The sequence below is a fragment of the Streptomyces cucumeris genome (assembly GCF_024295805.1).
Taxonomy (GTDB): Bacteria; Actinomycetota; Actinomycetes; order Streptomycetales; family Streptomycetaceae; genus Streptomyces; species Streptomyces cucumeris.
Genome location: NZ_JANCLX010000028.1, coordinates 34324 through 56168 on the forward strand (window position 1 = coordinate 34324; position 21845 = coordinate 56168).

Here is a 21845-nt window from a genome sequence, read left to right on the forward strand (position 1 = left end):
GCGAGTCTCGAGTGTGCCACCCAGAGTTCTGCCTGCACAGGCACGAGTCCTGACGGCTGCATATGACACTTTCCATGAAACTTGCACGCTATATTGCACGTCAACTCTCCCATGCAAGACAGTTACTGGGCTAGCTGATCGCGAGCGGCATCGCGTCAGCCATGGGGCCATGCGCCCCGGCAATCGTGTGTGGCCCGCGCCTCTGTGAGAACTGTCTGACCTCGGAGGCTGGAGATCACGGATGCCGTGCGTGGTGTTCCCCTACATCGCCCACCTTGGAGGCCCTCGATGAGCCCTGGAACAGTCATCGCGCCTGCCGCAGCGAGTCTGCGGCCGACGATCTCCGGCGCGTTCGAGGTGGCCATAGCCCCGGATCCCGCCCGCGTTTCTGACACGCGGCGTATCACCGCCGCGTTCGTGCGGCTGTGGTCCTTGCCTCTCTCCATGGAGGAGGAGGCAGTGATCGTCGTATCAGAGCTGGTATCGAATGCTGTCGAGCACGGTTTCGGATTAGTCAGTCTGCGGATCCGGTACTCCGATGACACGCTGCGCATCGACGTCGCTGATGACAACCCAGAGCCTGCTCGACAGCAATCCGCGGGCCCTGAGGACGTCCGTGGACGGGGACTCTTCATTGTCCAGAAGATCGCCGCGGCACACAGCGGCTCATGGGGCGTCAGCGAGGACGGCCGTACTACATGGTGCGTCCTCCGCGTACTGAGGGCGGGCGAGCGATGAACCCGCACGCCGGGGTGCATGACGCTGAAGTCCTCGCGCGCCGACTGAGCTGTCTCCGTGAATGGGAGCCCCCTGACGGCGGCCTGCTCCTGGACGACGCCTCGGCAGCACTCGACGACCTCGCTCCCCAGGACGTGAGTGGACTGACGCGGCGTCTCCAAGGCCACCTCGTGCAGCTCAAACGGATTGCGGTTGAACAAGACGACACGGACCCGGACCGGCAAACGGCCGACTTGATCACCGCTGCCTACACTCTGCTCGCCACTCCGGTGCCTAGTGACCGGCGGCACGCGCTCGGCCACATGAGGCGCCTAGGGTGGACCGTCAGCGAGTTGCTGGACCAACTGGTCGCGACGCGCAAGGTGAGAGTGGCCGCGTGAACCTACGCCTGGCAGTGACAGATCGCTGGCGAGGCCATCGCGGCCGTTCGGGCGTGCCACGGTCCCCCGTGGGCCCGAAAGCCCCTGCCCCGGGGACCTACCGGGGACACGCTCGATCGTGTCCAGACGCTGAGTGGCTGGCGGCCGGTACCGGGTCTTGCCCCTGGAGGGCTTGGAGGTGCTGGAGGCCGGCCTGGTGCCCGATGCCAGTGCATCGAGAGCGGTAGCGGGCCTTCTGCGTGAGGAGCTCTCCGCGACTCATCAGCGTTCCTGAACTGCGGACCGTCTGGCCCCGGTACACACAGGTAGGCGCGAACAAGTTGCGTTGTGCAGCGTCGGGCCGGGGCCCGGCTCCTTCGCATCCGCCGTAAGACATCGGAGCGTCTGGCCGGAGAGCGCCCTGCGGATGCTGGCCCACCGATAAGAGGCCGCCCAGCAGCGTGCCGCCGCTACAGCCCGCCGGTACAGCCGGCTTGCCGATGCGGCAGCTCATTCATCCGTCCGGGTGACGGTGCCGACAGCTCTGTCGGAGAGACACATACTCCTACCGGCCACGAATTACTGCGGACCACCGGGCTGGCGTCGCGCGTTGACCCCAACGGCCCGTCCTCGTGCTTGGCAGCCGGGAGTGGGGTTCACGGGCAGGCAGGTGGGGCAGAGGCCCGTCGCCCGTGTCGTACGGTGCCGGCCTCCGACGTACAGCGGGTCAGAAAGTGATCACCAGGCGGGCTGCGATCTTGTCGATTACCTGCCCTGCGGTGAGTTCAGCAGCAGGGGTCCTGAAGGGGTGGGCAGTGATGGTGGGCTGGGCGGTGCGGTCGTGATCCCAGGAGCGGATCTGTTCGCACAGCCGGTCGGCAAGCTGGTGACCGGTGGGCCCGTGGCCGATGGCGCCGAGTTCCGAGCGGCGTTCGGTGCCCTCGGCGGCTTCGAGGCGGCGCACGGTGAAGTACGCGAGTGAGTCCCCTTCGACCAGGGCGGGGCTGCGGGTGGGGATGGCGGGCGTGCACAAGCCGGTCTGGACTGCGGTGGGGTCGGCGGCGATCCGGCATGTGCCGGGTTCGGTGGCGGTCATGCGGAGCCAGACGCCGTCAAAGGAGTCGTACAGGCCGACACTCGCACCGGACCAGACTTCCGCCTTCGGCTGGCCGAGAACGCCGGAGAGCGTAGCCGGGTCGATGGCCTGGTCGGCGTCCCAGTGCAGAGCGACGTGGCCGCCGGGGTCGAGGGTGCCCTGGTGTTCGCCGTCCTGGCCGACCATGGGCACGAAGCCGCACAGCTCGACGTCCTCTGAGCGCAGGTGGTCGGACTCGCGGACGAAAGCGACGGAGCGGGTCTGGCCGCGCCAGCGCAGCGGAACCACGAGCCGTCCGCCGACCGACAACTGATCCCACCAGGCTGGGGGGAGGTCCCAGGCGCCGACGGTGAGGATAAGCCGGTCGTAGGGGGCGTCGTCCTCGTCACCGAGGGCGCCGTCGCGGGTGGCGACGTGGACGTGGCCATAGCCGGTGGTCTGAAGAGCCTTGGCCGCCTGGTCGGTGACCTCCGGGTCGATGTCCACGGTGGTGACCCGGCCCTCGTCACCGGTCAGGTGTGCCAGCAGGGCGCCGTTGTAGCCGGTACCCGCGCCGATCTCCAGGACGCGCTGGCCGGGGCGGACATCGAGCTGCTGGAGCATCATGGCCACGACCGAGGGCACCGACGCGCACGACAGGGCGGCGCCGTCCTGAGCCCGCTTGGTGATGACGGCCAGGTCCGGGTCATAGGCCTGATCAAGGCTGGCGTTCGGCACGAACGCATGACGGGGTACCTCGCGCATCGCCCGCTCGACGCGCCCGGAGGTGAGTGTGCCTTCGGCGGCGAGCTGGTCGACCATTGCTGCGCGCAGGGCCTCGGGTGAGGCCGGGGTGGTGGTGTTCATCGGCGTGGGGAGATGTCCTTCCGTGCGGTGCCCGCCGGGCCAAGCGGAGAGCAGATGCTAGTGAGTGGAGCGTGTCCGTGTGGTGCGGCTGGCCGTCATCCGGCCAACAGCAGACAGGTGTCCCAAGCGACCGTCGTGGTGGTGCGGGCCAGCTGGATGCCAGCGAGGACGCCCGTGCCGTCATCGCCGCGGTCCGCCCCAATGAGCCCCACGAGGTCGAACGACTGGTCCGCTTCCGCATGGAGCGTCAAAAGCTGCTGACTCGCAGCTCCCACCCGCTGGAGCTGTGGGCAGTCATCGAGGAGTCCGCACTGCGGCGCCCGGTAGGCGGCAAGGAAGCGATGGCCGCACAGATCAACCAGCTCATCCAGGCATCCGCGCTGCCGAACGTCACCGTGCAGGTCATGCCGAACGCCAAGGGCGCCCATATGGCCATGGCCGGGACGTTCGCCCTGCTGGACTTCGAGCCCACCACCCCAAGCGTCGTCCACGTCGACTCCATCGCCGGGAATGTGTACCTGGAGAAGGAGCGCGACGTACGCAAGTTCACCCAGACCTTCGACATGGTCCGCGCGGCCGGCCCCGACCCCGAAGAGACCCCGGGCATCCTGGAAAACCTCGCGAAGGAGATGCAGCAGCCATGACCAACCAGCACAGGCGACCGGCCCCAGAGGTCGATCTGACCGGCGCTGCCTGGCGTAAGAGCAGCTACAGCTCCGGCACCGGGGCCTGCCTCGAAATCGCCATCACCGGCGGCATCGTGGCCCTGCGCGACTCCAAGGACATCAGCAGGCCCGCGATGCTCTTCTCCACCGACGCATGGACCGCCTTCGTCCGCGGTGCCGCCGAGGGCGAGTTCATCCAGTCCTGAAGCGAGCACACAAAGAGCCGACCGGGCCACCGTGCGTCAGACACCCGAGGCGATCTCAGCACAGAACCACTCCCCCACGTCCCCGCCGAGCAGCCCTTCCCAGGGCGCGGCGGGGCGTCTCCTTCACGGCACCTCACCGTCATGTCACGCGCGGCCGCGGCGGCACGACAGCGGAACTGATGCGAACCGTCCAGCGAGACTCCACCTGAGCCCATGCCGCGCCACACCCGTGCCGCCGCGGGTACTCCTGGAGCGCCTCGGTGCGCAGCGACCCATCGGCAGCTCGGAGCGCCGGGGGTTCTGACGTGACCTCAGGTCCGGAGTGCTGTGGTCCGACATGCCGGCATGTTGGAGTTCGCCGGGTTCGCTTGAGCGGCGCCTGGCATGCTGGTGGAGCGACGCGAGCGGCACTTCCCCTGCTTACGCGGCGGTTTGGGGTGAATTTTCGGCCCCCTTCAGTGCGAGTGCCCGGCTCGAAGGCTTCGGAATTTTTGCACCTGCACGTGCAGGCAGTTAACCCACACGAGTGAATTAGCGTCACTACGCCATCGCATACCTGATCGGCGGTAGCGCCGCCAGCAGAAGACCTATTCCTGTGCGATATTTCATCTTTTGCGGATGAGGTTGATCGCAAGTGATCGCTACCGTGGAGCACCTTGTCGTTTTTTGATGACGGGCGATCAGGTTCCCTCTGCAGTAGTTAAGGGCCTGAAACATGTCGCCGATTGCACGGGTCCCGAGGGGTTGTGCGACCGGCTGTACGTTGATGCCTTGAGCGGGGAATACCCCCCGCATGAAGTCGCCCCAGGGTGGATTGCGCCCACCCCGGGGCTTGTCCGATCGAACATGGGATTCAGCTGGTGCTCGACCGAATTACGCGAGGGGCGTTCACGCCGACCTCGGCGAAAAGCGAACTTAGCAGGCCGTCGTTTCTGCCCCGTCAAAACCGCATGCTGATTGCCAGCGATGTCACGGTGCGGCTGCGCAGCGTCATCTGGGTGGTCATCGTGATCTGGGTTGCCCTGGCGGGATCCAGCCACCTTCCTCCGTGGGTCATCCCGCTGGGGGTGCTGACGGCCGCTGCTGGCCGTTCAAGCGTCCGCCACCTGCGGATTCGCTTCCTCTAGAGAGGCCGAGCGCCTGTTCCGGAGGGTGTATCCCTCCGGAACAGGCGTCCGGTTCCGCCGACGGCTCAGTGCCGGGTTCGTCGGGGATTTTCTGCTCCGGGGCGGACGAAGAGTGCCCCGGAGGGAGGGGAGAAACGGCATATGAGTGCGCCTTCCTATGCGCAGTGCGCGCACTGCGGAGGCTCGTTCCAGCAACGGTCTGGGCCGGGCCGCAAGCGGGACTACTGCAACAAGTCCTGCCGACGGCAGGCTCAGCGTTTGCGTGACAGCGAGCCGGCAGCGTGCGGGGAGACAACTCCGTCTGACTGGGGGCGGCAGGTCGCGGACGACATGCTCGTCCTGGCGGCACGGCTGGCCGAGGCGGAGAGGAAGAAGGAAGCCCTGCCTGACCTCCTGTCACACGCCGACCGGCTGGCGAGAAATGTGGGCTGTTACACGGCGGCGGCGGTGCAGGACGCACGGTCTGGCGGGACGGGCTGGGGGGTGGTGGCGCAGGCCGCGGGGGTGAGTGTGGAGACGGCGCGGGCCAAGTGGAGTGACCCCAAGGTCAAGCGGCTGCTGGCCCGGCGTGATCAGCAGTGGTCCGCACCGCCGGAGCCAGCCGTCGGGAAGTGGGCTGCTGCCAAGGGGGACGATGAGACCCCGCCGGGACGTGATGGCGGAAGAGCTGAGCAGGCTCGTCAGAAACTGGCAGCTGCTCTCTCCCACCTGCAGCGCCAGAGCTCGATGACCCTTCAGGATGCGGCTCAGGAAGCGGCGTTGTCTCCCTCTTCGGTGTCGCGTGTGCTGGCCGGCGCCCGTTTGCCGGCCTGGCCGACCGTGCACATGCTGGCGACGATCTTCGGAGGGCAGGCTGGGGAGCTGCGGTTCCTGTGGGAGCGGGCTCAAGGGGTGTCTTTCCCGGTGCGGCGGTCAGTGACCGGTGCCGCATCGCAGCTGCAGGCCGCGCTGCGTGGACTGTATCTGGCCGCGGGCAGTCCCGAGTTGCGGCGCCTGTGCAAGGGCGGCGGGCCTGCCCTGACTCCTGAGGTGGTCCAGGAGGTGTTCGGCGGTGGTCTCATCCCGGACTGGCCTACGCTCGAGGACCTGGTGGTGCGCCTGGGCGGAGAGGCGTCGGCCATCCGTCCCTTGTGGGAGGACATGCATTACGCATTTCTCGCCTCTCGTGATGTCTTTCCTGCGGGCGGGCTGCCTCGCTCCGGGCTGCCCGGCACAGAGGGCAGCGCTCGCCCTGGGACCGCAGGCTCGTGAACCGCGTGGTGGCCGGGAGTGTCAAGAGTCGATGTCTGGGGAGGGAGGCTGTCGTGGCCTGCGGTGGACGTTCCGCGACTGTGCTGCTCGGCTACTGCGCCTTCAGGCAGATGCACCGTGACAGCTACCTCCGCTACGCCCGGGTCCGGGTCGGCGACAGAGGAACTGCTGTGGTGGGCGACGTGTTTGACTCCCTGGGGTGCCGGTGGCCTGAGGTGTTGAGGAGCGCGTGCCCGGCGGCGTTTTCGTGGCGGCTGCTGAGCCGGTGCGTATCGGAAGCCGATCGGGCGACGGGTGCGGCGGACGAGGGCCTGGAGGGTCTGTACGGTGCGCTGCCGGCCGAGCAGGCTGATGCGGTGTTGCTGCACTACCGGCTGGGGATGACGCTGACAGCGGGTGCGGACCTCATGGGGATCGGCTCATCGGTCATGGCGGCCCATCTGCTGATGGCCGAGCGGAGTCTGCCGCGGTGGCTTTCCACGGTCCTGCGTCCGCCCGAGGCGGGGACGCTGTGGGGGCGGAGGTGAGGAATACTGCGCGGGTGATTTCTCCACCGGTCGTCTAGTTCGCGTCAGCCGTCCGGGGGTCCTTCCCAGGATGCCTGGGCATTGCCCCGTTGACCTCTCTAGCATGGGCCTCCCTGCTGCTGAGGCGCCTCCCGGGTGAGGGAGGCGAGGGGGGTCGGATGGATCACGGGGAGAATCCCATTGCTCACGCTATCGACGTTAGTACACCGAGTGTCGCCCGCATGTACGACTGGTACCTGGGGGGCACGGACAACTTCGCCTCGGATCGCAAGGCGTGTCAGGAGCTGTTAGAGATCGCGCCGAGCACTGGTGCTCTGGCGCGGAACAACAGGCTTTTCCTTCAGCGCGTGGTGCGCGTCCTGGCCCGGGACTACGGGGTACGGCAGTTTCTCGACCATGGTTCTGGGCTCCCCACACAGAACAACGTCCATCAGGTTGCCCAGGCCGTCGACCGGAGTTCGCGCGTCGTCTACATCGACAACGATCCGATCGTGCTGGCTCACGGGCGCACGCTCCTCGACGAGAACGACGAGACCGCCTTCATCCAGGCGGAGATGACCGACACCGACGGCATCTTCAGCCACCCGGATGTCGACGGCTTCATCGACTTCGACCAGCCGGTGGCCGCGCTGTTCGTCTCGGTCCTGCACTGCCTCCCCGACTCAGAGCAGCCCGGGCGTGTGGTGCGCGAAGTGGCCGATCGTCTGGCTCCCGGCAGCTTCATGGTGATCTGCCAGCTCGTCAGTGATGATGCGGCCACACGGCATGCCGCAACAGACTTCATGCTGCGGGCCACTGGCGACAAGTGGGGCAGGGTCAGGGAGAAGAGCGAGGTGCGGGAGTACTTCGAGGGTATGGAGCTTCTCCGGCCGCACCTCGTCGAAGTCTCTACGTGGCGTCCGGACTCCGAGGTCGCTCCCCGGCAGCGGACGTTCGAGTGGGAAGAGTACGGCGGGGTGGCCCGGCTCTCCTGACCTGCGTACGGGTCGTGTCAGCAGTGCTAGGAGGGGTGAGCTGAGTAGCCCTTTTGGGCTTCACGGAGAAGCCGCATGGTGTCCTTCCGGGACTCAGCCACCCCCCAGAGCTCGGACAGGAGGAGGCGATACCGCTCGACGTCACTGTGGTTGGTGACGTATGTCGCGCCGATGGCGTTCTCCAGGTAGATCAGCTCCGTGGGGCCGCCTGGGGCAAATTTCAGATACGTTATCGGGGTCGTGGGAGCGATTTGGGCGCTTTCGGTGAATCGCACGATGCGGATGGTGACGCGGCTACGCTCTGCCACGTGCAGCAGGTACTGGAGCTGTTCGGCCATCACCTCCCGGCCGCCCACCGGCCGGCGGAGGATGCTCTCGTCCAGCAGGGCCACCAGCTGGAGACTGCTGGTGCCATCGAGCAGCTTCTGCCGGGCAATCCGGAGCGCGACACGCCGCTCGGTCTCGGTGTCACTGTCGTGCGGGCGCCCGCTCCTGACAACGGCCCTCGCATAGCTCGGGGTCTGCAACAGGCCTGGCACGACGTTGACTTCGTAGGTGCGGATCTCGGTGGCAGAGTCCTCGAGTCCGATCAGACGCTTGAGCCAGCCTGGAGTCACGTCGCTGTACTCGTCGTACCACGCCGCGGCAGTCGCCTGCCGGAGCAGATCACGGATGGCCTGGACCTGCTGGACGTCCTTGACGCCGTAGTGGTTGAGGAGGTCGAGCACATCCCGTTCCCGAGGGGGATTCTCACCGCGCTCCATGCGGCTGATCTTGGAAACGGATGCCCGGATGACCGGTGCAGCGTCCTTGAGGGCCATTCCCCGCTCCTTGCGGAGCCTGCGCAGATAGGCGCCCAGGACCTTGCCGGCAGCGACCGGCTTCTCGCCGCGGCGGGGCATGGGGACCGCCGCGGCGGTCAACGCCCCTCTGTCGGGGTGGTCGGCAGACATGCGGGCTCCTGATGGGCTGGCGGCGTCCACCACTATCCCAGGATGGAGCCCGCCTGTCCGCCTCAACCGCTTTTGCCCGGGCCCGGATTCAGGCCGTCATATGATCGAAGTCTCCGCTCTTTGCACCGGCCACAAACGCGGCGAGCTCAGCGCGCGTGTAGATGAGCGCAGGCCCTTCCGGGTGGCGGGAGTTCCGCATGGCCACACCCCCGCCCGGAAGTTCAGCCACCTCTACGCAGGCCCCTTCTGCATTGCTCTTCCGGCTCTTGATCCACTTCACGCAGGTGATCGAGCTGGCCGGGACGCCGTTGACGATGCGTTCCATCGTGACCTCTTTCGCCATGCTGTTCGAATATCGCCCTCCGGGGCCGGTGCCAGAGCTGACGAAATGCCGTCATCCGCGAGCGCTCGCGCATGCGTGAGATTTCACCTGCAATTGCACGGAGGGCGGGGTGCTCGGAATACTAGCCTCACCAGCCCCTTTCCGAAGTCCCCCGAAAGAGTGTTCACGTTACGGCCAGGGAAACTGGCTAAGTACCGCTTGAGAGGACACGGTGGCCCCCCACAGCGACTCCCCCCGCTCCCCGCAGACCAGACCCGCTCCCTTCGACTGGGGGCTGGCCATGGGACTCGGAGTCCCTCACTTCTCCGCCTGCCGCTTCACCGGAGACCCCCAGTGCCTGTACAAGGTCCGCCGCTTCACCCACCGCACACTCAAACTCTGGGGACGTCATTCATGCGCTGAGGACACCACCGCCGTCGCCAGCGAACTCGTCACCAACGCACTGCGACACGCCCTCAAAGACAGACCCGACGGCGACGGATGGCTCGGTCTGATGAACCGCCCCGACGCCATCATCTGTGCCGTACACGACCCCAGCCACGACCGACCCATCTCACACCCAGCAACGCTCCACGACACCAAAGGCCGCGGACTACTCATCATCAATGTCCTCAGCCAGGACTGGGGATACGCACTCCACGGCGACTCCGGAAAGACAGTCTGGGCACTCCTCCCCACCTGAACCACCACCAGCAGGACGGCCGGTGAAGGAGCCATTCACCGACAGACCGACAGGCTCTACGCCGGTCGGCGCACTGACGAGGAGGGCAAGCCTCGGCGCCACAGGGCCTTCTGCAGCGGCCGCTGCGAGACCGGCGAGGAGGCGCTCAGCCAGCGTGTTGTGTGCCCTTAGACGTCGTTTCTGATGGCGTGATCGCTCGTTGGGCCGTGCATGACGGACCTGGTGGAGCGGTTGGGGCCGGACGAGTTGTGGACGCTGTTTCGGCGGGTGGTCCCGCCGTCAGAGGTCATACGCCCGCAGGGCGGCGGCCGCCGTCGGGCCGGGGACCGCGAATGCCTGGCGGCGATCATCTTCGTGGCCACCTCGGGCTGCACCTGGCGGCAGCTGCCGCCGGTGTTCGGGCCGACCTGGCCCACCGTCTACCGGCGCTTCGCCCAATGGAGTCGGGACCGGGTGTGGGCCCGGCTGCACCGGGCCATCCTCGATGAACTCGGCGCCCGGGGAGAACTGGACTGGTCGCGGTGCGCGATCGACTCCGTCAGCGTCCGGGCCGCAAAAGGGGGCCGCTGACGGGACCGAATCCGACCGATCGCGGCAAGCCGGGATCGAAAATCCACCTCATCACCGACCGAAACGGCGTGCCGCTGTCACTGGGCATCTCCGGAGCCAACATGCACGACAGCCTCGGCCTGGAACCCCTCGTGCGCGGGATCCCGCCCATCCGCTCCCGCCGCGGACCGCGCCGCCGACGCCCGGCCAAGCTCCACGCCGACAAGGGATACGACTACGGCCACCTGCGCCGATGGCTGCGCAAGAGAGGCATCCGTCACCGCATCGCCCGCAAGGGCATCGAGTCCTCCACCCGGCTGGGCCGTCACCGTTGGGTCGTCGAGAGGACGGTTTCCTGGCTCGCCGGATGCCGCCGCCTGCACCGTCGCTATGAACGCAAGGCCGAGCACTTCCTCGCTTTCGTCGGCATAGCAGCAGCCCTCATCAGCTACCGCCGACTCACCAACTAAAACGACGTCTTAACCGGGCGGGTACAGCCACGGTTCGGCCCGGTTACCACGGGCACCGGTGCCATCGCGGACCTATGGTGATCCGAAGAGGGGGCGGGAGATGGGCAATGACAGCGCCTATGGGAACTGGCGGGATGAGCAGCTCAAGGCCGACGCACGCGCGGTCGGAGGGGAGCCGTGCCGAGTGTGCGGGGAGCCGGTGCCGGCCCGGGCGCACTGGAAGCATCGCGACCGGCACGTGTGCTCGCCTCGCTGCAATCTGACGCCCAACCGGCGCCTGAACCAGCGTACCGAGCGTGGTGAGATCACCCAGCCCCCTGCGTTCTCCCCCGACCCTCAACCGAACCGGCCCGCACAGGCCTTCCGTACCTTGGCGGCCGGATCCCCCTTCCCCTACGAAGTCCAGGGCTTCTCACCCAAACCAGGCGACATGGTGGAGAGACACGGTTCAGTGATCACCGTCCACCGAGCCGTCGACCTGTTGGAGCACACCATCCCCTGGCCGGTGAAACCGCATGCGTGGTGTGCTCACGGTCAAGGCCGGCGGTGACATGATCCGCCAACCGGAAATGGCCATATCTGTGGTGTCTGCGCCGAGGTAGAGGGGCTGAGAGGCGGACCCGGCCAGCCAGAGATGGGGAAAACGGTCGGAGACCCTTCCAGTTCTCGCACCTTGCCTTCCGACGCTTCGTCCCAGCTCAGCGGAAGTAATACAGGGCTACTGTGAAGGGGCCAGCATCCCGGCAGAATGCGTTTGTCCACCATCCCAGCGCTGCTCCGTATCCTACACGCGCGCCGCAGCGCGCCATGGCGTCCTGATACGTGGCACCGCTACTGGAATTATCACCGAAGTGGTAGTAGCTGTCGATGTACAGTCCCTCGATGGCTACGGTCGGCGTTGTCGCGGGTGTGGTTGCGGTGGCGACTCCGCCGCTCAGGCCGACTAGCAGTGCCGCAGCGAGAGCCACAGCTGTTTTGCGTGTACGCATTAACACATTCTCCCTGTTCCGTGCGGGATACACGGCTAGTCTCGGGCGATCGCAGGTCGCCAGGAAGACGAAATACAACCCTGGCTGGAAACAGCGAAGAATAGGCAAGGAACGCCTTCTTGCGCGAGGCCAAGCAAACGGGGCAGCAGTCAACCTGTCAGGCGTGCACGCGAGACCCGCACGGTGGCGCCCCGGGCACAGCCCGGAGCGCCACGCCCTGCAGGCGGAGGCGCTCGCCCTTGGTATGAGGCCAGCGCTACTCCCGCCGCCCCTACCCTGGCCACCCAGAGCACCGACTCGGCGTGCCAACCCCTCGGGGCGGTGCTGCGGGCAGTTGGCTCAGCTCCACTGCTGGGTGGCGGAGCCGTTGCAGTCCCACTGGTTGGCGCGGGCGCCGTTGGCGGTGGAGTCCCCCCGGATCTCCAGGCACTTACCCGAGTTCGCATTGACGAGAGTGCCCGAGGGGGTCCAGTTCCACTGCTGGGTGGCGGAGCCGTTGCAGTCCCACTGGTTGGCGCGGGCGCCGTTGGCGGTGGAGTCCCCCCGGATCTCCAGGCACTTACCCGAGTTCGCATTGACGAGAGTGCCCCAGCCGTTCAGGTTGGAGCTGTACCACTGCTGGGTGGATCCTCCGTAGCAGTCCCACTGGTTGGCGTCGGCGCCGTTGGCGGTGGAGTACGACCAGATCTCCAGGCACTTACCAGAGTTCGCGTTCACCCACTTATACGGTCCCGAAGCCGAGGCCGTCGCCGAGGCGCTGGCGGATGGTGCGGTCACACCGCCTACGAGCAGGACGATTCCGGCGGCCAGCACCATGGCTCCCTGGCGAACGTGAAAGGTCATGAATCTCCCTCAGTTGGTGGCGTACCGGAACCGCGCCGCCGCAGCGCAGCCGGGCGGGCCGGTGGCCTATCGGGTGTCGGCACCTGACCAGTCTGTTCGCCGAGCGGTGCGCCGTCATTGGCATTCAGCGCAGAAAGACTTGTTCCTGTGCGCACGGGCCAGGAGCAACCGGGGCCGATGTCAGCCGACGTCCGGCGACACGCTCTTCCTGTCGCGCGCGTACAGCGCCATCCGGCGGTGCTGTCCAGGCGGGATGCCGTAGGCGGCGCGGAACGAACGGCTGAACCGGTCCGGACCCGACAGGCCCCACCGCGCGCCGATGGCGTGCACGGGGACAGCCAGCAGGGTGGGGTCGGCGAGGTCCGCGTAGCAGCGCTCCAGACGGCGCCGGCGAATCGCCGCGGACACTGTCTCGCCCCGGCTGCGGAAGAGCTGGTGCAGAAGCCGGACGGAGATGTGGTGGCGGGCCGCGATGGCGGCGGGGCAGAGCTGGGGGTCGGTCAAGTGGTCCTGGACGAAGAGGTCGATGCGAGCGAGCAGTATCTGGTGCCGCGACTCCGGAGGGAGCCGGTCCTGTGTGCCGGTCCTGGCAGCGAGCATTCCCACGGCCAGGTCCAGGGTCACCATTCCCAGCCGCTCGCCGTCCAGGGCATCCAATCCGGGCGCCTCCCGGGCCACCGAGGTCAGATGGTCGGCCAGGATCCGGCCCATCCCGGTTCCCCCCGGCACGGCACAGGCCAGCAGTTGGTTCATCCTGGCCTCGGGCACGGGAACCAGGGCCCGAGGCAGATGCAGGATAATCGCCCGTGGCCCACCGGCCCCCGGTTCACTCACAGCCCGACCGCGATAGGGCCGTGAAGACGTCCAGAAGGCAAAGTCACCAGCGGACAGTCGGGCTTCGTTGTGAAGCTGGGACACCTCCATGGCCCCGCTCAGCACCAGAGTGAGCTCGTAGGTCTCCGGGTCCCCGCGGCGGACGAGCTCCGCAGTACGTTTCGACCGCAACCCGGGGAAGGCCATCGTCGTCAGCTGAAGCCGTCCCATGCCCAGGGAGCCGAAGCTCCCGGCAAAGTCCGAAGCCTCATCACTGGTGATCCGGGTGGGTGCCACACCCCGACCGACCACCTCGCACCACCAGTCGAAGCGCTGCTCCCTGGGAAGCTCCGCCGTGTCGAACTCCGTGAACGCCATCGGACCCCCATCTGGAAGCGCACGGTTGCCTGCCCACCCTCGCCAGCTGGCTCCTGCGACACAATCCGCGACCTGCGAAATGGCCGGGCTATCGCCGGAGATGGCTGAACTGCCTGCCGCCATCCACCTCCGTCCACTTCCGGCGATCTTTGGGAACAGGTGCTGAACTGGACGCCTCTCCACCCTCGTCAAACTCAGCCCGGACTCTTACGGATTCCCCTTCGCCGGTGGTAGAGGTATCGGCAGGATGGGCACATGCCTGAGACCCTTCCTCCTGGCCGGCCAGGAGAGCGAGCGAATGCGGTCTACTCAGGCCAGGCGTACTCGCTGTAGGGGGTGCCGTTGGCGATGTGCTGGAGCGCTGCAGCTAAAGCGTGTTGCAGGATGTGAGTGGACAGGTCGAGCTGCCGGGCCATCTCTTGTTGATCACGTGGCGAGGGCGAGGTTGTGCATGTGGGCGGTGGCCTGGACGGCGTGGTGGAGGCCGTTGCCGCGTTGCCGGCAGTCGCGGAGGATCTTGTAGTTCTTCATCCGTGCGAAGGTGTGCTCGACGCGGGCGCGGACTTTGCGGTGTTCCGCGTTGTCCGCTTCCTCTCCGGCCAGCAGGGGCCGTCCGGGCTGTTTGCGGTGCGGCACGACCGGGCCGGTGTTGATGTAGGCGCCGTCGCCCAGCACGGTGACGCCCTCGCACGTCCGGGCGAGGCCCGAGTCCCTCCAGATGTGGGCGTCGGCCCGGTTACCCGGGGCGGGGCGGGAGGTGGCGACCACCAGGCGGGTGTCGGCATCGGTGATGACCTGCACGTTCGCCGAAAATCGGTAGTTGCGGCTGGAAGCGCCGACCTGCCGGTCGCGGACCGGGATCAGCGTGCCGTCCACGATCCACAGCCGATCCGCGGCATCAGCAGACCGGACTGACCGGTTCTCCCAGGCGCTTGGCCCAGTGCCGTGCGGTTTCGGCGATGCAGGGCACGAGCATCTCCAGCAGCGGGAAGGGACCGGAGCCAGCCGCTGCCCGCCCCCGCCCCGACCACCAGCCTGGCCACCAACGACGCACCACTCGGCCCGTACGCCGCCGCCCACCTAATCCGCACTTCCAACACCGCCAGCCTAGGAGTTGTCGTCAAAGTGTCACGCCCACATCAGGAGCGATGCGAGGGTGACGGCTGCTTGGTAGGACTCGGCCGTCTTGTCGTACCGGGTCGCGATGCCTCGCCACTGCTTCAAGCGGTTGAAGCACCGTTCCGCGACGTTGCGACGCTTGTAGACCTGCTTGTCGAAGGCTGGCGGGCGCCGCCCTGGCTGCCGCGCCGGGCACGGTTGCGGACCTGGTCAGCCCGCTCCGGGATGGTGTGGGGGATGTTGCGGCGCCGCAGCCAGGTGCGGATAGCCTTCGCGCTGTAGCCCTTGTCGCCTATGACGTGGGCGGGCCGCACCCGCGGCCGTCCCGACCCGAGGCGGGGTACCCGTATCGCCTCCATCACGGCGGTGAACTGGGTGCAGTCGTTGGTGTTGCCGCCCGTGAGCACCAGGGCGAGCGGTCGCCCCAGGCCATCACAGGCCAGATGGATTTTGCTGGTCAGCCCGCCCCTGGAGCGCCCGAGCGCCGGGCTGCGGTGCCCCCTTTTCGGGCACCGACCGCATGCTGGTGGACACGGACAATGCTGGAGTCGACCGACACCAGCCACTCGATGTCCCCCGCCGCGTCCGCTTTGGCCTGCGCGGCCTGCAGCATCCGGTCGAGGGTGCCGTCCGCAGCCCAGCGACGGAAACGGGTGGCAGGCTCGCCCAGGAGCCGTACCGCTCGGGAACATCCCGCCAGGCCACCCCGGCCCAGGACTTCCACACGATCCCGTTGAGCATCGTCCGGTCGTCCAGCCGGGGCCGCCCCATCGAGGTCCGAGGCAGCAACAGCCGCACGAAGTCCCACTCGGCATCAGACAGTTCATGGCGACGTATCACCCAACCATGATCCACCAACCAAGATCACATTGACGACAGGCTCTAGCCATCTACATACGTGACGGATGGATCTGCCAGATCTGCCGTACCCCTGTCGACCGCGACCGGGACTGGCCCGACATGTGGTGCGCGACGCCCGACCACCGGGTCCCGTTGACCGCCGCTGGCACCCACACAGTAGACAACGTGCGGCCTGCGCACTGGATCTGCAACCTCCGCAAGGGCGACTACTTCCCGGTCGAGGAGTGAGAAGGCGCCAACACGGTCAGCTGGAGCGCGTCGCCGAGACCCCCGCCGAGCGGGATGTGCGAGATGGCGAGCTGCCCTCCAGGAGGACTCGCACGTCCATGCACAGCACTGTGGTCATCCCCCTCGGCTCATTGTGTTAGGCGTTGTTAGGGCGTGCAGATCATTAACCCGTCTCTTTGATCTTGGTTTGGGTGAGGTCTGGACTGAGGAAGGCCGCGATGTCGGCAGGTGTGCGGAAACGAGCGGTGGAAGCGTTGACGTGGTGACCGTGTGCTTCCAGGAGAGGCCGGACTTCCTGGCTCGCTCGGCTGATGGTCATGGCAGTGACTCCGAAGAGCTGGCCCAAGAGGTCCATGGTGGCCAGTTTGCGCAGGTGGAGGACGGTGGCCAGGATCCGGTCTGCCGGCGTGAGCTTGGCTTTGGCACCTGTGCCGGCGGCCACCAGGCGCTCGCGACCGCGACGGGCCACTTCGCTGTGCCGGGCGGAAAGTGGCAGACGGTGATCGCTAGGGCGTGTATCGAAAGTACCTGCGGACGCACCCCGATCTGGCGTTTCGCAAGGTAGTGGCATCCTTGGGCCGTGTTCTCATCCGATCATGTGGGCGCCGTGTTCTTCGATGTCGATGGCACCCTCGTCCCCCGCACGAGTTCGTCGGTCTTTCTGGCCGGCTTCCTTGGCCATCGGGACGAGTTGGCCAAGGCCGAAGACGCATACGCCTCCGGTGCCCTGGACAATCGACAGGTCTCCGAGCTGGATGCCGCGGGCTGGGCTGGGGTTCGCGAGGACCAGGTTTCTGGCTGGCTCGACGGGCTTCCCTTGGTCTCGGGCATCACGGAGACCGTGACCTGGTGTTGGCAGAACGGCTTGGTGCCCGTGCTGGCGACCCTCGCATGGTCGCCAGTCGGCAGCTATCTGGCTTGCCGCTTCGGCTTCCATGGGTTCAGCGGACCTAGGCTGGAGACTGCCGACGGCCGCTTCACGGGCCGGGTCGCCCGTCACTTCGACGAGTACGACAAGCGGGATTTCGCGCTCGCGCAGGCGCGAGAGCTGGGGCTGGCTCCCTGCTCGTGCGGGGCCGTTGGGGACAGCCGCTCCGATCTGCCGCTGTTCGCATCCGTCGGGTTGAGTGTGGCGTTCAATGCCTCGGCTGGAGCGCGCCAGGCGGCGACCGTCACGGTGGACGACGACGACCTGCGGAGGGTGCTTCCGGTCTTGAGCCGCCTGGTCACAGCCACTCGTTGATGGCCGCGATGAGGACAGTCATCTCGTAGCGGACCGCGAGCTTGTCGTATCTCGTGGCCACAGCTCTGTGCCTTTTGAGACGGTTGATGCCGCACTCGACCGCGTGTCGTGCCTTGTAGTCCTCAGCCTCGAACTTGGGTGGCCGGCCACCGCGTGAGCCGAGCTTCTTACGGTTGCGGGCCTGGTCGGCCTTGTCCGGGATGGTGCAGCGGATGCCACGTCGGCGCAGATAGGCACGGTTCTTGCGAGACGCGTACGCCTTGTCGGCGCGGACCCGGTCGGGCCGGGTCCGCGGACGGCCCGAACCCGGGCGGGCGACGCGGACCTTTTTCAGGACAGGCTCGAACTGCGGGGAGTCGCCTCGCTGTCCGGCCGTGATCACGTGGGACATCGGCCGCTGGCCCTGCTCGACCGCCAGGTGCAGCTTGGTGGTCAGGCCGCCGCGCGAGCGGCCGAGTCCGTGGTCGTCGGGCTCGATGGCGACGCCGCCGGGCGGCTCCTTTTGCAGGTCCCCTTTTTCCGCGCACCGGCGGCGTGCTGGTGGGCCCGGCAGACGGTGGAGTCGATGTTGAGGTCCCAGGTGATCAGGCGCTCGGCGTCGGCCTGGGCCTGCAATTCGGCGAAGATCCGCTGCCAGGTGCCATCCCGCTGCCAGCGGCGGAACAAGTCATACGTCCGTGCCCAGGGCCCGTACCGCTCCGGCACGTCCCGCCAGGGGACGCCGGTACGGGTGCGGAACCGTATGCCGTCGATCAGCTGCCGTCTGGTCCATATCGGCGGGCGCCCCGGCATCTTGCCCCGGGGCAGCAACGGCTCCAGGCGGGCCCACTGCGCATCTGTCAGATCTCCACGTGCCACGAGGCAAGATCATCTCACCTCAAGATCCACTTTCGATACACGCCCTAGCCCGGTCTCGGTGGCCAACTGGGCCAGCTCGGTCTTCCAGGTGCGGGTGCGATAGCCGTTGGACCCGCCGACGTCGGCGGTGATCAACAGTCGGTCGGCTGCCGGATAGGTGCTGTGTCCGGCACCGTTCCACCAGCGGCGGATGGACTCGACGGCGAACGCGGCGGTGTCGTGGTCGGTGCCCACGTTGACCCAGCCGGTGTCCGCAGCGATGTCGTAGATGCCATAAGGCACCGCCTTGCCCAGCTCACGGTCGGGAAAGTCGTGGGTGTCCACCGCCACCGGCTGCCCCTTCGGCTCCCACTCCCGGCCGTGGTTCTTGAAGGGGCCGACCAGCTCCTTCTTCTTGGTATCCACGCTGATCACCGGTTGCCCGGCGTCTTGATGATGGCGGGCCTGGTCGTTGAGATAGCGGAACTGGGCATCACGGTCGGGATGCTGCTTGCCCTCCAGGATCTTGGCGTTGCCCTGCAGGCTGAAGCCCTCCTCGCGCAGCAGGTCGCCCACCGTGTCCGGGCCGATCCGGTATCCCTGACGGGTCAGCTCGTCCGCGAGTTTGCGGGTGGACTTACACGTCCAGCGCAGCGGCGACATGGGATCCCCGCGCACATCAGGCTCGACGAGAGCCAAAAGTGCATCCCGCAGGGCCGGCTCGCGGTCGACCAGGCGCTTGCGGCCGCCACCAGCCCGGCGGACACGTCCCAACGGGGCCTCACCGGAATCAAGTTCTCGCACACCGAGCGACACAGTGCCCTCACGGACACCAGCGGCACGAGCAACCGCCCTGATCCCACCGCGACCGAGCGACCGGGCTTCCGCCCCTATCAGCAGGCGACGCTGCCGCTCGTCCAGATGCGGCAGGATCGCCGCGAACTTTGCCGCCAGTGTCACTCGTTGCTCATCCAACCCGCCCATGCCAGACCAACGAACCACCGAGCGGAAAGCCACGGGTTAATGATCTGCACGCCCCTAGCGGGCCCGGGTGTAGGTGATGCGGGTGTCCTGGCAGCCGTTGGCGAGACCTGCCAGGGCAGCCGTTTCGGCCGGATCGACGGTCAGGTTCCAGCGTGACTTCACGACGGTCCACTCCTCGAGGTACCGGCAGTGGGCTCCTTCATCGGTGGGAAGCCACGTGTTGGGGTCTTGGTCAGCTTTCGAGCGATTCTCTCGGGCAGTCACCGCGGCCAAAGCCCTGGCGTCGCCGAGGTCGTTGGCATAGGACTGGCGCTCCTGTGGCGACCAGGTGGATGCTCCGCTGTCCCACGCTTCGGCCAGCGGGACCACATGATCGATATCCAGCCCGCGGGCGTTGTCCACGTCCATGTTGTCGTAGTACGAGTGCCATAGACCGCCACTGATCACACAGCGCCCGCTCACCGTGGGCGGTTCGATCGCCTCGGCGAGCAGCACCTCCTGGCGGGTGCTGCAGCCGTTCGTGTCCTCGTCGACCCAATGCCTGAACATGCTCCGCTGGTATCCCGTGCGGTCCTCATCCGCCACCGGCAGTGCGCTGATCGCGTCCCGGAGCGTGGTGGTCACCGTCTCTTCGGGTACTGCTGACGCAGGCGCGACGGTAGCGCCCAGAGACGCGATGGTCGCGGCAATCGCAAGGACGGTGGATCGGATGGGCATCCGCATGGCTGTCGCCTCTTCTCTTCAGGCTGTACAGCGCGATAGTTACTGGAGCCCGCTGGAGTAGCTTGCGAGAACGGGTTGACGATCGCTTGATCGCCCTCGTGAGATTGAGCCGTGGGAGCCTGGAGTCTTGGCTGGGCGAGAGGTCGACCAGCGCCAGAGGTCCGAGGGTGGTCGATCTCCCAGCGCGTGACGAAGGTGTCATGGCGGACGGTGGCCATGACATGGAAGATATCGGCCCGCTCCAGTTCCGAGCGCCAGCCCTTGCTGAAGCCGTAGGCGGCATCCGCGGTCAGCCACCGGAACGGGATCCTGTCAGCCATCGCCTGGCGGATCACCGCCTTGGCGATGGGGACCTTGGCCTCGAAGCCGACGGTGTCGTCGATGCCCGCCCTCCGGCACCGTTCCCGGTTCCGTCCAGGACGTGGGCACATACGCGGCGGTCGATCAAGGTCCGCCATGCGGTGGCATAGGCGAGGAAGACGCCGACCTGGCAGTTCTCCGTGCGACCCGGTGGTGCCGGAGTACTGCCTTTTCACTCCGGCCGAGCGCACTCCCGTCTTCAGGAAACCGGTGTGGTGGACGACGAGGACCGCATCCGGGTCGCCGAGGGTGTCGACCACGTACGGGCTTACGTCGTCGAGCACCTCATCGGCGTCCCATTCGATCCAATTCAGCATCCGGTGGATGCGGTCCGGGTCTGCCTGTCCGGCCCCGTGCCGCGCCAGCACCCTTGGCCGACGTGGTCAGGCATTCTGCGGGGCCGTCTGTTCCGTAGGCATCGGCTGGGATGTGGCGGCTTGCGGTGCGGTCAGGTGGCGGGTGGCTTCCGCCCGGCGGGACAGGGGCGCGGCGCAGGCCGCTGCCACGGCGTAGATCAGGCCGATCACCAGCCAGCCGGTAGCTTCTAGGGTCGAGAGGACCATCGTCACCAGGAACGGACCGCAGGAGCGAATGAGTTGGGTTCCCACGCTCCAGGCCCCCTGGTACTCACCGAGGCGTGCGGCGTCGGCCAGATCGTAGGACAGGCCCCATGATCCGGCCGACTGGAGGAGTTCGGTAAGGGTGAGCAGGACGACGGCACCGAAGAGAGCGGTCGCGCACAGCAGAGGGTTGAGGGTTCCGGTGAGGGCGAAGACGGCAGAGGCGGACACGAGGCAGTAGCCGCCGCGGCGCATGGCGCGAGCCGCCGAGTCCACGTCGGCGACGGTGCGGCCGACACGCATCTGGAGGCCGATGGCCATCAGGACGTTGGTGAATAGGAGTGCGGACGTGGTCCATGCGGGAGCCTGAGTGTGATTCATGGCCCAGAGCGGCATGCCTATTTCGAGGAGTTCCATGTGCATGACGAGCACGCCGTTGAGGAGGGAGAGCGCAAGGTAGGGGCGGTCACGGAGGACTCCGATCTGCTTACTTTTCCTCGGACCGGGCGCGTCGGGAATCGGCTCGGCGGGGGTGGCGGTGTCGGGCAGGCGGATGGCGATGAGTGCGACGATCAGGACGCTGACCGCCCCCACGCCGATCAGGGAGCGGAACGCCGCGGGACTGTCCAGGGCGAGGGCGACGCCGAGGGCAGGGGTACTGAGAGTGGCGCCGATGTTGCGTACAACGCGGTTGAAGGCGAGTGTCTCGACCCGGTTGTCCGGCGTGGTGATGGTGCCGAGGTAGGCCTGGCGCACGGGCGCGACGGCACTCTCGGCGAGGCCCGCGAGGCAGGCGACGGCCAGGAACACCGGGTAGGAGTCCACGAGTTGATACCCGGCGAGGATGAGGCCGCGCAGGACGCTGATGCCGATGAGCAGGCGGCGGTGTCCGAGTCGGTCTCCGAGCCGACCGGCAGGGACGGCAACGGCCAGTCCGACCAGCGCGGCGAGGGACAGGCCGCTGCCGACCTGCACGGCACCCAGGTGGGCGACCTTGGTGAAGAAGAGGACACCACCCGCGAGCATGATGCCGGGCACCAGGGAATCAAAGAAGGTCAGGGTCGCGTAAACCCGCAATGGCCCGCGTGAAGGGAATTTCATGGCGTTCACTCAAGCCGTCG

The 21845-nt window shown here is 67.1% G+C and carries 21 protein-coding genes and 4 pseudogenes; 12 read left to right on the plus strand and 13 right to left on the minus strand.

Going from position 1 to position 21845, the window contains the following annotated elements; genetic code table 11:
- Positions 1-288 precede the first annotated feature (288 nt).
- Positions 289-738 carry an ATP-binding protein gene (locus NMK44_RS31020; RefSeq protein ID WP_254749402.1) on the plus strand — a complete coding sequence of 150 codons (450 nt, stop codon included), beginning with the start codon at positions 289-291 and terminating at the stop codon, positions 736-738.
- Positions 735-1118: a DUF6415 family natural product biosynthesis protein gene (locus NMK44_RS31025; RefSeq protein ID WP_254749404.1), complete on the plus strand. Its 384-nt coding sequence runs from the start codon at positions 735-737 to the stop codon at positions 1116-1118. Before NMK44_RS31020 ends, NMK44_RS31025 begins: the two co-directional genes overlap by 4 nt.
- Positions 1119-1824: 706 nt before the next feature.
- Here the strand turns inward: NMK44_RS31025 and fxlM are convergent.
- Positions 1825-3039 (minus strand): methyltransferase, FxLD system, encoded by a 1215-nt coding sequence (gene fxlM / locus NMK44_RS31030; RefSeq protein ID WP_254749406.1) that lies wholly within the window; start codon positions 3037-3039, stop codon positions 1825-1827.
- A 71-nt stretch (positions 3040-3110) separates the two neighbouring features.
- Between fxlM and NMK44_RS31035 the strand changes: the two genes are divergently transcribed.
- From NMK44_RS31035 to NMK44_RS31060, 6 genes are all read left to right on the plus strand, one after another.
- Positions 3111-3683, plus strand: coding sequence for a DUF5753 domain-containing protein (locus tag NMK44_RS31035; protein WP_254749408.1), 573 nt, complete (start codon positions 3111-3113; stop codon positions 3681-3683).
- Positions 3680-3910: a DUF397 domain-containing protein gene (locus NMK44_RS31040; RefSeq protein ID WP_254749410.1), complete on the plus strand. Its 231-nt coding sequence runs from the start codon at positions 3680-3682 to the stop codon at positions 3908-3910. The genes NMK44_RS31035 and NMK44_RS31040 overlap by 4 nt, the downstream gene beginning before the upstream one ends.
- Before the next feature lie 860 nt (positions 3911-4770).
- Complete coding sequence (locus NMK44_RS31045; RefSeq protein WP_254749412.1) at positions 4771-5037, plus strand: hypothetical protein; 267 nt, start codon at positions 4771-4773, stop codon at positions 5035-5037.
- A 330-nt stretch (positions 5038-5367) separates the two neighbouring features.
- Positions 5368-6288, plus strand: coding sequence for a helix-turn-helix domain-containing protein (locus NMK44_RS31050; protein WP_254749414.1), 921 nt, complete (start codon positions 5368-5370; stop codon positions 6286-6288).
- An 80-nt stretch (positions 6289-6368) separates the two neighbouring features.
- The gene (locus tag NMK44_RS31055) at positions 6369-6815 is read left to right on the plus strand and encodes a hypothetical protein (RefSeq protein ID WP_254749416.1); all 447 of its coding nucleotides are present in this window, start codon (positions 6369-6371) and stop codon (positions 6813-6815) included.
- 158 nt (positions 6816-6973) lie between these two features.
- Entirely contained in the window at positions 6974-7789 is an 816-nt protein-coding gene (locus tag NMK44_RS31060) for an SAM-dependent methyltransferase (protein ID WP_254749418.1), read from the plus strand.
- A 26-nt stretch (positions 7790-7815) separates the two neighbouring features.
- Here the strand turns inward: NMK44_RS31060 and NMK44_RS31065 are convergent, their stop codons facing one another.
- Together NMK44_RS31065 and NMK44_RS31070 are read right to left on the minus strand one after the other, a co-directional pair.
- Positions 7816-8742 carry a helix-turn-helix domain-containing protein gene (locus NMK44_RS31065; RefSeq protein WP_254749420.1) on the minus strand — a complete coding sequence of 309 codons (927 nt, stop codon included), beginning with the start codon at positions 8740-8742 and terminating at the stop codon, positions 7816-7818.
- A gap of 88 nt (positions 8743-8830) precedes the next feature.
- Positions 8831-9067, minus strand: coding sequence for a DUF397 domain-containing protein (locus NMK44_RS31070; RefSeq protein WP_254749550.1), 237 nt, complete (start codon positions 9065-9067; stop codon positions 8831-8833).
- 229 nt (positions 9068-9296) lie between these two features.
- Between NMK44_RS31070 and NMK44_RS31075 the strand changes: the two genes are divergently transcribed.
- Together NMK44_RS31075 and NMK44_RS31080 are read left to right on the plus strand one after the other, a co-directional pair.
- Positions 9297-9767, plus strand: a complete 471-nt coding sequence (locus tag NMK44_RS31075; RefSeq protein WP_254749422.1) for an ATP-binding protein — start codon at positions 9297-9299, stop codon at positions 9765-9767.
- A 210-nt stretch (positions 9768-9977) separates the two neighbouring features.
- Positions 9978-10786, plus strand: a protein-coding gene (locus NMK44_RS31080; protein ID WP_254749424.1) for an IS5 family transposase whose coding sequence is annotated in 2 segments (ribosomal slippage) — positions 9978-10325 and positions 10328-10786 — 807 coding nt in all. Because the reading frame shifts where the segments join, the coding sequence is not laid out codon by codon here.
- Positions 10787-12114: 1328 nt separating this feature from the next.
- Here NMK44_RS31080 and NMK44_RS31085 read toward each other — a convergent pair.
- The 4 genes and pseudogenes from NMK44_RS31085 to NMK44_RS42790 all read right to left on the minus strand — a co-directional run bounded on the left by NMK44_RS31085 (position 12115) and on the right by NMK44_RS42790 (position 15765).
- Positions 12115-12618: an RICIN domain-containing protein gene (locus NMK44_RS31085; RefSeq protein WP_308358632.1), complete on the minus strand. Its 504-nt coding sequence runs from the start codon at positions 12616-12618 to the stop codon at positions 12115-12117.
- Positions 12619-12798: 180 nt separating this feature from the next.
- Positions 12799-13932, minus strand: coding sequence for an AraC-like ligand-binding domain-containing protein (locus NMK44_RS31090; protein ID WP_308358633.1), 1134 nt, complete (start codon positions 13930-13932; stop codon positions 12799-12801).
- A 303-nt stretch (positions 13933-14235) separates the two neighbouring features.
- Positions 14236-14718: pseudogene (locus NMK44_RS31095) on the minus strand (transposase family protein); the annotation flags it as partial.
- Positions 14719-14937: 219 nt separating this feature from the next.
- A pseudogene (locus NMK44_RS42790) lies at positions 14938-15765 on the minus strand (IS5 family transposase).
- A gap of 81 nt (positions 15766-15846) precedes the next feature.
- On the opposite strand from NMK44_RS42790, the gene NMK44_RS42795 reads away from it, so the two are divergent.
- Positions 15847-16017, plus strand: coding sequence for an HNH endonuclease (locus NMK44_RS42795; protein ID WP_374215369.1), 171 nt, complete (start codon positions 15847-15849; stop codon positions 16015-16017).
- A gap of 163 nt (positions 16018-16180) precedes the next feature.
- On the opposite strand, the pseudogene NMK44_RS31105 reads toward NMK44_RS42795, so the two are convergent.
- Positions 16181-16483: pseudogene (locus NMK44_RS31105) on the minus strand (helix-turn-helix domain-containing protein); the annotation flags it as partial.
- Positions 16484-16597: 114 nt separating this feature from the next.
- On the opposite strand from NMK44_RS31105, the gene NMK44_RS31110 reads away from it, so the two are divergent.
- Positions 16598-17260, plus strand: coding sequence for an HAD family hydrolase (locus NMK44_RS31110; RefSeq protein ID WP_254749432.1), 663 nt, complete (start codon positions 16598-16600; stop codon positions 17258-17260).
- Here the strand turns inward: NMK44_RS31110 and NMK44_RS31115 are convergent.
- From NMK44_RS31115 to NMK44_RS31135, 5 genes and pseudogenes are all read right to left on the minus strand, one after another.
- Positions 17244-18118, minus strand: a protein-coding gene (locus NMK44_RS31115) for an IS5 family transposase (RefSeq protein WP_374215367.1) whose coding sequence is annotated in 2 segments (ribosomal slippage) — positions 17244-17761 and positions 17761-18118 — 876 coding nt in all. Because the reading frame shifts where the segments join, the coding sequence is not laid out codon by codon here. The two genes, NMK44_RS31110 and NMK44_RS31115, sit on opposite strands and share 17 nt — an antisense overlap.
- A gap of 45 nt (positions 18119-18163) precedes the next feature.
- Positions 18164-19081, minus strand: a pseudogene (locus NMK44_RS31120) (ISAzo13 family transposase); the annotation flags it as partial.
- Between the two features lie 54 nt (positions 19082-19135).
- The gene (locus NMK44_RS31125) at positions 19136-19705 is read right to left on the minus strand and encodes an HNH endonuclease family protein (RefSeq protein WP_254749436.1); all 570 of its coding nucleotides are present in this window, start codon (positions 19703-19705) and stop codon (positions 19136-19138) included.
- Positions 19702-20532 (minus strand): transposase, encoded by an 831-nt coding sequence (locus tag NMK44_RS31130; protein WP_374215368.1) that lies wholly within the window; start codon positions 20530-20532, stop codon positions 19702-19704. Before NMK44_RS31130 ends, NMK44_RS31125 begins: the two co-directional genes overlap by 4 nt.
- 15 nt (positions 20533-20547) lie before the next feature.
- Positions 20548-21825, minus strand: coding sequence for an MFS transporter (locus NMK44_RS31135; RefSeq protein WP_254749553.1), 1278 nt, complete (start codon positions 21823-21825; stop codon positions 20548-20550).
- Positions 21826-21845 lie beyond the last annotated feature (20 nt).

Coding starts and splice junctions, on each gene's coding strand:
- NMK44_RS31060 (WP_254749418.1), top strand. CDS start 6,974: ATGGATCACGGGGAGAATCCCATTGCTCACGCTATCGACGTTAGTACA.
- NMK44_RS31090 (WP_308358633.1), bottom strand. CDS start 13,932: ATGGCGGCAGGCAGTTCAGCCATCTCCGGCGATAGCCCGGCCATTTCG.
- NMK44_RS31025 (WP_254749404.1), top strand. CDS start 735: ATGAACCCGCACGCCGGGGTGCATGACGCTGAAGTCCTCGCGCGCCGA.
- NMK44_RS31065 (WP_254749420.1), bottom strand. CDS start 8,742: ATGTCTGCCGACCACCCCGACAGAGGGGCGTTGACCGCCGCGGCGGTC.
- NMK44_RS31085 (WP_308358632.1), bottom strand. CDS start 12,618: ATGACCTTTCACGTTCGCCAGGGAGCCATGGTGCTGGCCGCCGGAATC.
- NMK44_RS31070 (WP_254749550.1), bottom strand. CDS start 9,067: ATGGAACGCATCGTCAACGGCGTCCCGGCCAGCTCGATCACCTGCGTG.
- NMK44_RS31050 (WP_254749414.1), top strand. CDS start 5,368: ATGCTCGTCCTGGCGGCACGGCTGGCCGAGGCGGAGAGGAAGAAGGAA.
- NMK44_RS31135 (WP_254749553.1), bottom strand. CDS start 21,825: ATGAAATTCCCTTCACGCGGGCCATTGCGGGTTTACGCGACCCTGACC.
- NMK44_RS31040 (WP_254749410.1), top strand. CDS start 3,680: ATGACCAACCAGCACAGGCGACCGGCCCCAGAGGTCGATCTGACCGGC.
- NMK44_RS31020 (WP_254749402.1), top strand. CDS start 289: ATGAGCCCTGGAACAGTCATCGCGCCTGCCGCAGCGAGTCTGCGGCCG.
- fxlM (WP_254749406.1), bottom strand. CDS start 3,039: ATGAACACCACCACCCCGGCCTCACCCGAGGCCCTGCGCGCAGCAATG.